Origin of the sequence: Streptococcus porci DSM 23759 (genome assembly GCF_000423765.1) — a bacterium.
GTDB classification, from domain to species: domain Bacteria; phylum Bacillota; class Bacilli; order Lactobacillales; family Streptococcaceae; genus Streptococcus; species Streptococcus porci.
The window spans coordinates 15,372-27,508 of record NZ_AUIP01000012.1 but is presented as its reverse complement, the minus strand read 5'-3'; the positions used below and the strand labels follow the sequence as shown (position 1 = coordinate 27,508).

General features: G+C 35.9%; 21 protein-coding genes and 1 pseudogene. All 22 read left to right on the top strand.

The genetic code is table 11. From position 1 onward, the window contains the following. Positions 1 to 13 precede the first annotated feature (13 nt). The 22 genes and pseudogenes from G576_RS13775 to G576_RS0105305 all read left to right on the top strand — a co-directional run bounded on the left by G576_RS13775 (position 14) and on the right by G576_RS0105305 (position 12,137). On the top strand, positions 14 to 205 hold the full coding sequence (locus tag G576_RS13775; RefSeq protein WP_083959952.1) for a DUF2500 domain-containing protein: 192 nt from the start codon (positions 14 to 16) through the stop codon (positions 203 to 205). A gap of 6 nt (positions 206 to 211) precedes the next feature. Continuing rightward, on the top strand, positions 212 to 343 hold the full coding sequence (locus G576_RS13770) for a DUF2500 family protein (RefSeq protein WP_083959950.1): 132 nt from the start codon (positions 212 to 214) through the stop codon (positions 341 to 343). 24 nt (positions 344 to 367) lie between these two features. Continuing rightward, positions 368 to 1,273, top strand: coding sequence for a DUF3114 domain-containing protein (locus G576_RS0105400; RefSeq protein WP_027973744.1), 906 nt, complete (start codon positions 368 to 370; stop codon positions 1,271 to 1,273). 200 nt (positions 1,274 to 1,473) lie between these two features. Next, on the top strand, positions 1,474 to 1,662 hold the full coding sequence (locus tag G576_RS0105395) for a hypothetical protein (RefSeq protein WP_027973743.1): 189 nt from the start codon (positions 1,474 to 1,476) through the stop codon (positions 1,660 to 1,662). A gap of 38 nt (positions 1,663 to 1,700) precedes the next feature. Further along, the gene (locus G576_RS0105390; RefSeq protein WP_027973742.1) at positions 1,701 to 2,195 is read left to right on the top strand and encodes a hypothetical protein; all 495 of its coding nucleotides are present in this window, start codon (positions 1,701 to 1,703) and stop codon (positions 2,193 to 2,195) included. Positions 2,196 to 2,206: 11 nt separating this feature from the next. After that, entirely contained in the window at positions 2,207 to 2,755 is a 549-nt protein-coding gene (locus G576_RS13900) for a hypothetical protein (protein ID WP_245563016.1), read from the top strand. Positions 2,756 to 2,765: 10 nt separating this feature from the next. Next, a complete protein-coding gene (locus G576_RS0105380; RefSeq protein ID WP_027973740.1) occupies positions 2,766 to 3,446 on the top strand; it encodes a DUF2786 domain-containing protein in 681 nt (226 codons plus the stop codon). Then, positions 3,430 to 3,618 carry a hypothetical protein gene (locus G576_RS0105375; RefSeq protein WP_027973739.1) on the top strand — a complete coding sequence of 63 codons (189 nt, stop codon included), beginning with the start codon at positions 3,430 to 3,432 and terminating at the stop codon, positions 3,616 to 3,618. Before G576_RS0105380 ends, G576_RS0105375 begins: the two co-directional genes overlap by 17 nt. Next, a complete protein-coding gene (locus G576_RS0105370; RefSeq protein WP_027973738.1) occupies positions 3,605 to 5,098 on the top strand; it encodes a primase C-terminal domain-containing protein in 1,494 nt (497 codons plus the stop codon). Before G576_RS0105375 ends, G576_RS0105370 begins: the two co-directional genes overlap by 14 nt. Before the next feature lie 103 nt (positions 5,099 to 5,201). After that, entirely contained in the window at positions 5,202 to 5,375 is a 174-nt protein-coding gene (locus G576_RS13710) for a hypothetical protein (RefSeq protein WP_169361570.1), read from the top strand. Continuing rightward, positions 5,376 to 5,579 carry a hypothetical protein gene (locus tag G576_RS0105360; protein ID WP_027973737.1) on the top strand — a complete coding sequence of 68 codons (204 nt, stop codon included), beginning with the start codon at positions 5,376 to 5,378 and terminating at the stop codon, positions 5,577 to 5,579. A 25-nt stretch (positions 5,580 to 5,604) separates the two neighbouring features. After that, on the top strand, positions 5,605 to 6,015 hold the full coding sequence (locus tag G576_RS0105355) for a hypothetical protein (RefSeq protein WP_003045896.1): 411 nt from the start codon (positions 5,605 to 5,607) through the stop codon (positions 6,013 to 6,015). After that, a complete protein-coding gene (locus tag G576_RS0105350; RefSeq protein ID WP_027973736.1) occupies positions 6,015 to 6,470 on the top strand; it encodes a thioredoxin domain-containing protein in 456 nt (151 codons plus the stop codon). Before G576_RS0105355 ends, G576_RS0105350 begins: the two co-directional genes overlap by 1 nt. Next, positions 6,454 to 6,690 (top strand): hypothetical protein, encoded by a 237-nt coding sequence (locus G576_RS0105345; RefSeq protein ID WP_027973735.1) that lies wholly within the window; start codon positions 6,454 to 6,456, stop codon positions 6,688 to 6,690. The genes G576_RS0105350 and G576_RS0105345 overlap by 17 nt, the downstream gene beginning before the upstream one ends. Further along, entirely contained in the window at positions 6,665 to 7,207 is a 543-nt protein-coding gene (locus tag G576_RS0105340; protein WP_027973734.1) for a hypothetical protein, read from the top strand. The genes G576_RS0105345 and G576_RS0105340 overlap by 26 nt, the downstream gene beginning before the upstream one ends. Before the next feature lie 3 nt (positions 7,208 to 7,210). Continuing rightward, complete coding sequence (locus tag G576_RS0105335) at positions 7,211 to 8,212, top strand: coiled-coil domain-containing protein (protein WP_027973733.1); 1,002 nt, start codon at positions 7,211 to 7,213, stop codon at positions 8,210 to 8,212. A 279-nt stretch (positions 8,213 to 8,491) separates the two neighbouring features. Then, entirely contained in the window at positions 8,492 to 9,334 is an 843-nt protein-coding gene (locus tag G576_RS0105330; RefSeq protein ID WP_027973732.1) for a hypothetical protein, read from the top strand. 179 nt (positions 9,335 to 9,513) lie between these two features. Further along, a pseudogene (locus G576_RS12340) lies at positions 9,514 to 9,779 on the top strand (hypothetical protein). Between the two features lie 427 nt (positions 9,780 to 10,206). Continuing rightward, positions 10,207 to 10,542: a hypothetical protein gene (locus tag G576_RS0105320; RefSeq protein ID WP_027973731.1), complete on the top strand. Its 336-nt coding sequence runs from the start codon at positions 10,207 to 10,209 to the stop codon at positions 10,540 to 10,542. Continuing rightward, positions 10,535 to 10,885 (top strand): hypothetical protein, encoded by a 351-nt coding sequence (locus tag G576_RS0105315; RefSeq protein ID WP_027973730.1) that lies wholly within the window; start codon positions 10,535 to 10,537, stop codon positions 10,883 to 10,885. The genes G576_RS0105320 and G576_RS0105315 overlap by 8 nt, the downstream gene beginning before the upstream one ends. After that, a complete protein-coding gene (locus tag G576_RS0105310) occupies positions 10,882 to 11,685 on the top strand; it encodes a DNA/RNA non-specific endonuclease (protein ID WP_027973729.1) in 804 nt (267 codons plus the stop codon). Before G576_RS0105315 ends, G576_RS0105310 begins: the two co-directional genes overlap by 4 nt. Further along, positions 11,682 to 12,137, top strand: a complete 456-nt coding sequence (locus G576_RS0105305; protein WP_027973728.1) for a hypothetical protein — start codon at positions 11,682 to 11,684, stop codon at positions 12,135 to 12,137. The genes G576_RS0105310 and G576_RS0105305 overlap by 4 nt, the downstream gene beginning before the upstream one ends.

Genomic DNA, 12,137 nt, shown 5'->3' with positions numbered 1-12,137 from the left:
GGAGATTGGGATTATGGGTGATGTGCATTTCCTATTTGTTCACGTTTTTATGGGGCTTGTCTTTGCCCTTATCGTCTTTCAGTTGTTGAGGAGACTATGGACTTGGCACCAAAATAATCAGTTGCCGCAGGAAATCGATATGGCCAAAGTAATCACCAAACGCCAGTCTATTTCAGGTGGTAATCAAAGTCGGGCGGTCACTTGATATTTTGTGACTTTTGAATTTGGCGATGGTAGTCGCAAAGAGTTTAAGGTGCCTTCGAAAATTTTTGCCTATCTTGCTGAAGGAGATTTGGGAAAACTGACTTATCAAGGAACACGATTTATCTCCTTTGAGAGATAAGGGAGATGCAAGGAAGGAGGAGTCATGCAAGAAGTTTGGCTCAGATACCTACAATTAAAACGATTTTTCAATCTATCTTGGTCAGCGCAAGCCCTTCAAAAATTGGGACAGTTGACAGTGATTGATCCCCGTCTAGGTTCGCCAAGCTTTGAATGTCTCTGGCAAATTGACAAAAGGCAAAAAGGACCAAGGGACTTGCTCGTATTAGTGCTAGAACTTCTAAATTTCTCTGAGTTGACAGGAGAAATTGCCCAGACGCAGTCTATCCTTTCTAATATCTATCCTGACCTGTCACCAGATTCTTTTTTTTGGAGGGAGATTGCAGAGCTGGTCGATCAAGCTTTTCCTGGCGACAGCTTGTCTCAAAAGGAGAAGTTTGCTAGACAGATTCATCAGCTACGCTATGTGATTTCTAGCCATCAGGCGGAGTATGTTCGCCAACATTTTCGTAGAGGGAAGATGACAGATGCTGAAAGTCTAGCCAAGTATCTGAGCAATCGTTCCTACGATTTGACTGAATCGGCTCGTTTACACAATAAGTTGGCTTTTAGAGGTGGTAAGGTTCATTTTCCCGATGGCAAAAGGAGTTATAATATCAAAATTTTGCAGCATTTTCACACAGAGTTTATTCTGAATAGTTCGGGGAGATTTCTCAATGAACTTGATCCTGAAATGGTAACTGAGGCTGGAATTATCAATGGCGCTAGTTTTAACTATGCCAGTCAAAATAACGAGCGCCATTGGGAACTCGATGTATTACCAGTCAACCATCATGATCCAGATTTTCGGAGACGAGCTCGGACAGATTTCAGGGCCCCCGATATTTTTGAATACAGAAAGTTCAGAGGAGATTTTGCTAGATTTGGGCGGTCATGTCTTTTTTGGGTTCGTAAAGAAGCTCGGACTTTTGCTAAAATGATAACTAAATAGTAAGTCGTTTTAGTCCTAGAAGCATGATTTTTCATTATTTTGAGAGTCTGTCTAAGAAGGTGGAGGCGACTTTTCATGAAATCTGCTGTAAGTGGTAAGAGTTTTTAGAAATAGAAAATAATCCTGTATTTATGAGGAGAACGGAGAAATCTGTTCTCCTTTTTGTTCGCTTAAAATTTCATAAAGAAGGGAGTCTTACCATGAAGGGATTGGAAATAGTGATGGATATTGAGACTTTAGAAGTCTATGAAGTCATTGATCACGATCAAGAAGTGAGTTCAGAATCAACTGAGGAAGAAAAAGAATTAGTCTTTGATAATCGTAGTGATATTGTTAAAGTTTATCAGTTGGATCTATTTGAAGAAATGAACTTACTTAATACATCTTGAATAGTTTAGTTAATGGATAACATAGCTAGGAGGACATAATGGTTAGGAATGAGTTTTATGATCAATTAATCAATAGTGAACCATTAGGTTTTATTGATCCTCTGAGTGATCTAGGAGAGTTCGATTCTATTCAGATGAAGTTCTGTGAACCTGTTAGGAATTTGAAAAACAAATATTCAGGTAAACCTTACAATCTAAACTGGCAGAACAAAATAGAACAGATGAGAGCACTGTATATTCAGTATCAGAAAAGCTTGATATTGGAAGATCAGGAACAAGGTGTTCACAACAGAGTTAGGAATAAAGAATCTAAAGAGCATGTTAATGAGATTGTTACAACTTATCTAAAGCTTGGATTCAGGTTCAAAGAGATTGAAGCTAGGATTTCACTATTTAATACACGCTTACGAAGTAACTGGAAAAGAAGTGACTACGTTACAACAATAAGCCCTGAATTTTATTTGAAGAGAGACTTACAGGATGGTTACAGCGTGCCGAATACGACTCTTCCCAGAAGTATGAAAATTAACTAAAGGAGAAGTTAATGATATCACAAGAAGACATTGATCAACTGGTTGAAGACTGGGTAGAAACTGGTTTTCCGATTGAACTAAAGCAGTTGATACCTGATGATGAGGAACTGGAAACAGGGATTTGCAGACGTTGTGCTTGTAATTGGGTTACGCCTTGTATTGATGAAGAACACGGTGCTTGCTGGTGGATTGATAAGAATAGAACACTATGTAGCCACTGTTTCCATGGATGGAACGATGAACCTTATCAGATGAAGGTTTACTATCGACCAGGGCGTGACTGGCTAAAAAGAGATAGAGAATTTGCTGAGGGAATATTGAGAAATCCAAAGTATCACTGGGTTTATGATATGGAACACGATGTGCTATGTGTAGTTGGTTTAGGTGATCATATTGGAGCCGTTAGATTTATTGTAAGGAATTTCTATGGTATTAACCGTATTTACCGTGAAGAGATTCCAAAATGGCAAGAAATCATTGCTAATAATATGATTTTCTATAATGCAATGGTGAGTGATTCTGAACATTATGCTAGATATTTGCCAAGAAAGTATCGTTGAGAGAATTTATATGGAAAATAAAATCGTTCAAAAAATCCAAAATCTTTTGGAACTAGCCTATGATGCACCTAATGATGAAGAAGGACAGACAGCCCTTCTAATGGCTCAGAAGCTCATGTTTAAACATAAGTTGTCGATGAGTGATGTAACGGCTACTAAAACCAAAAATAATATAGGTGAGGCAGTTGGGACATGGGAATATAGAATGCCCTGGTGGCAGGAGGAATTAGCTGCAATTCTAGGAAAAAATTTCCGATGCCAAACAATTAGAAGACGGAAGATGGATGAAGGCATTACTCAGGTGATTTTCTTTGGCTATCGGTCTGATACTGAACTTTGCACTAGAGTATATGAAGGAGCGATTTTATATCTTAAATATCGATTAAAACGGCTCTTGCCTACTGTTACAAAGTCAAGGTGGAAAGACTATAAGAAATCTTATCTATTAGGTTTCTTAGAAGGTCTTGATCATCGCTTCAGAGATCAGGTTCAGTCGTCAGAAGAGTATGCTCTAATGGTACAGGTTCCTGAAGAGGTTCTAGAAGAACAGCGACAGCGTATGGGAGACCTAAAAAGTAGAAGCCTTAAAATGGCATTTGACGTTGATTATGAGGCGTATCTTTCTGGTCTTGAACAGTCAAAGGAAACAAAGTTGCTGTCAGAGGAATTATTAAATGGATACCAAATCTAAACAGATAAGAGAGCTTCATAAAAGGCTTCCAATTACTGATGGAGGGATTCTCGTAGATGAATTTTGTCAATATAAAGACATGGCTGTAATGCTAGGTCTAGAACTAACTGAATTCAAGGGAAAATTAGCTTATAAAATCATTAATAGTAAGGAAACAGATGAACTTAACTAACATCTACAGCTTGATTCTAAAAGATGGTTTAAGAAACTATAAATTTAAGAATAGTCACTTAAAACCAGTTTCTTCAGTTGAAGAAGGAAATCGAGGAGCAATCTTTGGATATCGTACAAAAGAAAAAATGATAAAAGCACGCGGTGTTGTTTTGACATCAATGGAATCTATTTCTGAGAATGAGGATAGATTCACTCACTGGACACCAAATGTTTACCGTTTTGGTAGTTACAGCGATCCCAAACGTCAAATTACACGTGGACATTCTGAAGATAATTTAAGACAAATTAATACATTCTATATTGATTTTGACATCACATCTTCAGCTGAAAAGATGACTTCTGGAGATATTTTAACAGTTTCCATTGATTTAGGCTTCATGCCTACGTTGATTTTAAAATCTGACAAGGGTTATCAAGCATATTTTGTACTGGATAAAGCAGCATATGTGACAACTCATTCACAGTTCAAAGTAGTAAAAGTGGCCAAGGCAATCTCTCAAAATTTACGTAACTATTTTGGCCAAACATTGCCAGTTGATATGACGTGTAACCACTTTGGTATTGCACGTATGCCACGAACGAACAATGTAGAGTTCTTTCATGCTGACTATACTTATTCATTCCAGGAATGGCTAGATTGGTCTATGAAACAGTCTGATCTACCGTTTCCAAGTAAGAAACCTAATTTAACGGTTATTGCAGGTTCTGAAGGAGTTAAACAGGTAGATGAACCCTGGTATGGTTTACTGCTGAGAGAAGCCAATATTAGAGGAGCTAAAGCATTGATGGGAAGAAACAATGTACTCTTTACTTTGGCACTGGCTAACTTTTCAAGTGGTGTCTCTCAGAGCGATTGTGAGGCTGTTTTAGCCGATTTCAATGAGCACTTGGCCGAACCACTCTCTCAGGACGAGTTCCTAAAAGTCGTTGGCTCAGCTTATTCAGGGAAATATGAAGCTGCTAGTCGAGATTACATCAAATTACTATGCAAAGCTTGGGTCAATGAGAATCTGAAGGGCTCAGATTTGTTTATCAAGCAACGCTGGTATAAATTTAAGAAGAAACGTGCAGATCGTAAGCATAGCCACCTACATGAGTGGAAAGCTGATATTATGGCTTATTTAGAAGTTTTTTATCAGTCTGAGGATCCTTTTATTCAGACGACTAAAAAAGCTATTAGGGAAGAGTTAAATATCCCTGAACGTTCATTAGATAAAGTTCTGAAGGCTCTTAAAGCTGATCGTAAGATTTTCTTTGCGGTTAAAGCTGGCCGTGGTGGTGGGATTAGATTAGCTTCTGTTAAAGCTATTGTTTTTTCCCTTATTCAGGTGAAAAAAGAGCGTCAGGAGGCTTATTTTGCAAACATTGCTACTTTCTTTGATGAGAGTATAGGGTTCACCAAAAGGGTGATAGAAGGGGTTAAAAATGGGCTTAAACAAGCAAGACAACTATCTCTATTTGAGGCTGACATTGGTTAATTGATAAAACCCGCAAACTGCCATTACATTTATATCTCTGATAATGAGAGCAGGTTTGAGAAGGGGAAAAAACTAATATGAAAATAATTGATAGGAGAATTTTATGTGGACGTGGATTATTGTAATTAGTTTAGTTATAGCAATTTTCTGTTTGGCATTATTTCTGTTAGGATGGCTTATCAGTAGTCATCAGATTAGATATGCAGAAGGTTATGTTATGGAATTTGAAAATGATTATAGGGCAATTGTAGATCAAACTAGAAAGGGAGAAGAATAGATGGGATACGTTATTTTTAGTTTTGAAGATGGAGATTATCTCTATGACAACAAGGGAAATTTATTAGTCTTTGAGAGTAGAGGATTAGCTTGTCAGTACATGCAGGTGCATTATCATATTCCTTTACCAGTTCAGAAGACTAAGAAAGTTATTCACTATTCAAATTATTACCAGGCACCGTTTAAAGTTCATAGAGTTTGTTAAGAAAGGGATAACGAGGAGGAAGAAAATGGATAATATCAAGGTGTTACGTGGCTATTATCTTACTGGTTTAGGTCAAGAACCATTAGCTTATTATTTTAAGATTACAGATGATTTTCCTGAGTTTGAGGTAGTGAAAGCTGGAGACATTGCTTTGACCTTTTATCAAAATGGAGATGCTATTACAAGCATACCTGCATTGATTAGAGTAGATGCAGTTATTGAGGGAGAAAAACAGGTTTTAGAATTTCTTAAAAGTGAAAAGAAGGACCATTTTCCTATGCTGCCGCTTGTTTCTCTGTATGAACAGTTCGATCCGTTACAATTTAGTACCATGATGACTGTTTTTGATAACTTAAAATCAGAGATCAAGCGCTTGGCCAAAGTGAACTATGTTCAAGGAGACTTATTCGATTTTATGCAAGGAGGTGAAGGATAGTGGCTAATAGATTTGAATGGGCTAAAATGATTTTTGGCACGATAGCAGCAGTCAGTTTGCTATTTTTCACAGTTATTGGTGTACAGACAGTTTGGACTAGGTACTTTGTTAAAGGCTATGATAGACACCTTACGGAACAAGTTTATGTGGATGCTGTGATCAATCAGAATGCTAACTTAGTCTTTTATAGACATGGCTGCCCTTATTGTGAAAAGGGGAAAAGGGCTGTCATTGAAGCGGCTGAGAAGAGTGCTTATCCAACGTTTTATATCGATGTGGAATCAGCAGATGGTCAAGTCTTGGTGAAGAAATATCAGGTAGAAAAAGCAGCGACTCTAGTCACAATAAGAGACGGTAAATTCAAGCTTTTTCTCTATGCTACTAAGGATAAAGCAGGTAAGATTCGGTCTGATAAGAAAGCCATTAAGGAGGCATTGAATGATTATAATTCTTAAGGCAGCTGGGCATTATCTTTTCCTTATTGTTCTTGTTTCAGCTTGGGTATTTCCTCTTTTTGAAGTTGAAATTTACGATAACTTTGGTAACAAAAAACGAACACGCTACTTAAGCCTTGCAGTTATGATGTTGGTCAAAATATTTCGACCAAACAGTCAGGTGAGGTGGCTATTATCAGGAAGGAGTAAGACAGATGACGATACCAAGGAGAAAGAATAGGACATGGGATCAGAAGAAAAAGCGACGTGCTTCTCATAAGTTAGGGAAACAGTTTAAAGGTCCTACTAATAATGAAAATTGCGAACCTATGAATCCTTTATTAAAAACAAAAGTGTTATTAGCTACTAATAAAGAGTATAGGAAAGCTGCCGCTTCACAATCATTAGGGAGTTTATTAGTATTTAGCACAATGATTTACTTTTTTGTAGGAGTCTTGTATTACTTCAGTATAAAGATGTTAAAATCGTACGCTCATCAGGTTGTTTTGAAGGTTGCAAGTTTAGGATTTTTGAAGCCATCAGATGCAGATCAGTTTCGTGAACCTATAGTTTGGGAAGTATTTAAAAGGTATACCATGGGAAAACCTATTATTGTTGGGATAGTAATACTGCTTTTATTAGTGATTGGTGTTTTTCTCAGCGTTAAGGGTGAAAAAAAGCAGACTATGATTGCTACTAATACCAAGGATGAGGACTTAAGGAAAGATTACGAAAAGTTAATAAGAAAGGCTGTGTAACTTATGATTGACACTATAAAGAACCTGATTGAAAAGATAAAATCCAGCTCTATTGCTAAACCTTTTATAGGAATTAAGAGGTGGTTTCAAGAAAATGTTATTAAGCGTAAATTAGTTATTTTTTCAATACTATTTACAGCTTGGATAAGCTTATTATTGGGAGCTTTCTATTCTCCACAAAGACTAACCTATACTGATGAACAGCTAAAAACTAAAAGGTCTTTTGAGAATGGCACAGGTGAGATTAGACTTTCTAGTCAAACGTATTCGCCTTCGACAGGTGTTATAGTTCTACAATTTGAAACAAAAGATTCTACCTCTCCAGTGGATCGTGGTATTGATACCAAACGTCTTAAATGGGACTTATATGCGCAGAATAAATCTGCTGATACAACAATGGAAATTGTACCGATTGTAGATAATAAAATTTCAGTGATCATCAGAAATGTACCGGATAATTTTGGAGCCTATGCGATTGATATTGCGAATAAAACAGTTTCCACTAGCTCAATTGATATATATATTTCTAGCCCTTCAGATGAACAAGAGAAATCTGTGAAAACAGAAGATACTGAAGATAATGTTGTTCAGTTCTATGTAACGACTCAAAATAGTAGGCTTAAAAAAGAAAAGATAAAAAGTGTTTCTCGTGAGGAATTTGCCTTATCAGAAATCACAGAAGAGAAGTCTTTTCAAGAAGGTCAGATCAAAAAGTTGAATAACTCAATCAAACAGCTTAATGCTTCAATTGAAGATGATAATTCTCGTAAAGAGGGCCTTCTCAAAGAAGCAGATTACCTATCTGGCGATGATTTAGAAACCAATCAAAAAGATATTGCTACTATTGAAAGCAACATCGAAACTAAGAATAGGTCTATTGAAACTGCTAATCAAAATATTGAAAAGGTCCAAGCTAAGATTGACAGCCTAGAGAAAAAAGAGGCCGCTATTAAAGATGGAACCTTTGAATTTTCTAATCCGATTGAAACAGTAGAAATGAAATAAAGGAGTAAAAAATGAGCATTTTAGTACCAATTAATATTTGTATCGCTTTGTGGATCTATCCCATGTTTATTATCTCATTTCACCGGAGAGAACCGTTTGTATGGATATGGTGTCTATTGGTTTTTGTAATAAATTTTTTAGCGGCATTATACAGTATTTTGTTGGATTTTCATTTGCTAAAACTGTAAAGGAGTAAGAGATTGGAAAATAAAAGGATTAGAGACCTATTGACCACATTTTCAGAAGACAAATTAATATTGAAATGAAAGGAAAAGTAACATGAAAAAAATTACTTCAAAATGGAAATCACTAAACAAAAACGGAATCAAATTATCTCTTATTTGTGGCTTAAATTGGCTCATTAGATTTGTTGCTAAAAGTCAGTTTTATCTCTTCTCAGCTGGTTTTTTAGGCTTGCTGATGTATTACCTTCCACAAGATTATCGAGTAGTTGCAATTGGTCTTATAGGATATTTTCTAATGGCTAATGTTATCTTCAATTTTGGTTATGGTACGTGGTTACAAGATTTTAGACGTATAAAATTATCATTAAAAGAATTTATATTTTTGCTTGTTTTTCTAGCAGAAGCTGACTATGCTTTCGACCATACAATATCTGAACAGATGGTAAATAACTTATACAAGTTCTGGATTATAAGTGCCGCTTTTGCAATTTTAGGAAATATTCTTCTACCAAGATTATTTAGGTACTATGTCTTGAAAAATATCATTGATAAAAAGTATTTAGGTATTCGGAAATTAACAGATGATTTGCCACCAGAAATCAATTTTTACAATGATGTAGATGAAGCAGATGCAGATAAACGGATGCGACAAATTAACCAAAATGTGATCAAACAACCATATCAAGATGTTGTTGAATTGAGCTTTTTAAATAGAAAAGTAACAACAGGTATCCATCACAAAACGGATCTTATTACTAAAGAAGTAGAACGAATTTTTGAAGATGTTGATACCATCTATTATCCTGTTTTTAGAGTTTATCCTTTTGGAATTGAGGAAAATTTTGACCACACATTAATTCAATTTGAGCTTAGTCAAAAAGCTGCATTTACGAAACATGAGAGCCCTTGGAACAAATTATCCAAGCCAGTACATTGAATAGTCGAAAGACTACTTTTAGGAAAGAAATGCTTCTCTATTTTGGCCTCAATCGCTGATTGTGTTACTCCCTAATTTTGATATTAGGGAGTTTTTATATTTTCTATGATTTGTCCGCTTAACGCAAGAAATTTTGTTATCCCTTATACTAAAATTATCAAAATGAAGGAGGCTATTAAATGGCAAAAAAAGATCTTACTAAAATTGATTTGGAACTAGAAGAGGCAAAGAAAAAAGTTGCTTCTTTAGAGAATGAACGGAAGCTTGTGGAAGAAAATTTTCAAAAACAAATTGGTAAAATTTACGTTCAGATTCAATTGAAAAAGGACAAGAATCAGTCCTATGAATCAATCCTTGATGATCTAAAAACAGAGCTTGCAATTATTAAAGAAGATGAAAAGCAAGACGTGAGGCTGCTAAAAAAGAGCGAGAAGAGGGAGAATAAAAAAGTTAAACTTTCTACCTTTCCAGCTGAATAATCACCACATTTTGACAGTTGAATACTGTGTGTGTTTGTGGCTGTTACGGTGTGTCTAAGTGTGTATATTGAAAGATACAGTGTGCTTAGGTGTGTAACCTATGTGTGTGTAAGTAGGCGTAGCCGAGAAAATTACCGGTAACGGAAACGTTGATACTATCAACTCCACACGGAACGTGGGGACAGTTTCCCTTATGCTCTTTTCTAACACAGCACACCCCAAAAGGCATTAGCCGTAGTAGTGTGTGTTAGTGTGTGGAAAAACCGCAAAAGTAGAACCAGTTTGGTTCGTGACGTTGCGAGGTTGAGGTTTTCTTTTTTGCTTCTTTTAGCTTTTGCCTCGTCAAAAGAAAAAAGAAGGGCGCTCTGCTTTGTAGAAAGAGAGGTAACTAATATGGCTAAAAGCCATCAAACAAGGATTGAAATTCGAGGGCTATCTATTCGAGAGATAGATTACTTAAAAGCTCTTGCAAGAGAAACTAAAGCAAAATCATTTAATGAATTTTTACTAGTCATGTGTCGTGAAAAAATTGAAAAAGGTCAATTTAATTTAGTTGAATCGAACTATCTTGCGTATTTAGAAAACATGAAATTGACATCAGATCATATTTTATTGTTGGCTGAAAAACAAACAAATCTATTATCTGATTTTGAAACGAAAATGGCTCGCTATGCAGATCATATTTCGAGATGGTTAGAATATGAGGGTGAGGTGGAAAGAAGTGACTAAAGAAATAAAAATTAGATCCATTCCAGAAACGACATGGACCCAGTTACACATGATATCAAAAGAATATGAGTATCCGTCTTTTAACGAATTTATGCTTGCTCAACTTCAACGAATTGTTGAAAATGATGGATTGGATTTGTACGATAATAAGTTTGCGGAAACTCTGGCAGATATTAAAAAACAACAGTCACAGATATTGGAACTGTTACTAAAAAATGAAATCAAGTTATTAGCTTACAGTGCCAAGCAAGATATTGTTGAAGAGTTGACAACAGACTGGTTGCGATTTATGGATGATGTTGATGCGCTTGCTGCTGAAAGAGAGGCAGGAAGGCGCTCATGAAAAAGAACAAATTCTTATTAGTCAGTATTTTATTTATTGTCATATTGTTAGTGCAGCCACAAAATTTTCAATCTCTAAAAAGTGCATTTACTCAAAATGATCTGGCTAGTCAGTTAAATATTTCGGATTCACCTGAAGAAAAAAATGGTGATTTAGGCAATGCTCACCAGACACAAAATGAAGAATTGAAAGGTAAGGTGTTTGATGGGAAACATCAGGTTATTGTGGTGAATGATAAAGCACAATTTACTGATGAAGAGTTGAGTCTAGAAAATGGTTCATGGGAAAAATACAGTAACCTAGATTTCTTGAATCGTGTTGGGGTTGCTGAAGCAATGTTGGGCCAAGAGTTGATGCCAACAAATGAACGTGAAGATATTTCATCCGTAAAACCGACTGGATGGAAGAATAAAAAAATCCTGTTTAATGGAAAACAAGATTATTTGTATAATCGGTCACACTTGATTGGATTTCAACTAAGTGGTGAGAATGCTAATGTAAAAAACCTATTTACAGGAACACGTGCCCTTAATGCAAACTTTGATGATGAAAAATCGTCAATGGTTTACTATGAAAATTTAGTCGCAAATTATATAAGAGAGACAGACCATCACGTTCGTTATCGAGTAACGCCTATTTTTAAAAATGTAGAATTAGTTGCTCGTGGTATTCGTATGGAAGCACAGAGTGTAGAAGATGAAACAGTGTCGTTTGATGTTTATATCTTTAATGTTCAATCAGGATATGACATTAACTATCTGACAGGAACTTCAAAAAATCAGAGTAAGGAGAAGCAATGACTAGAAGAATCAACGTCTATTTTAACGAAGAGACATTACAGAAGTTTACTGAAATCAAAAGTTATTTAGAAGAAGAAATGGGAGGAAGTCTGAATCGTCAAAGTCCTAACAACTCAGCGACAGTAGTTAAAGTGATTCATGCCTTTCATAAACTCTTTTTGGAAACAGGAGAAAGACAGCCATTTTCCGAAAGACTGTCTCGGCTGGAAAAAAAATTGACCAACTCAGATGAAGGGCGTGCTTTAAAATCTATCCGTCGTCAATTGGATCAGCTACTTTATTTAGAATTGACTAATTTCCATGCCATTACAAAAGGCGATGATTTTGATATTCAAGATTTAGAGTCTGTTCATTCTCGCTTTGATCCAGCTCAGCATGAATTGATGGCTAGAATTGATGACCTCATTAAAGAAGATGTGGCACGTGGCCAAACAATTAAAAACTCACATTAA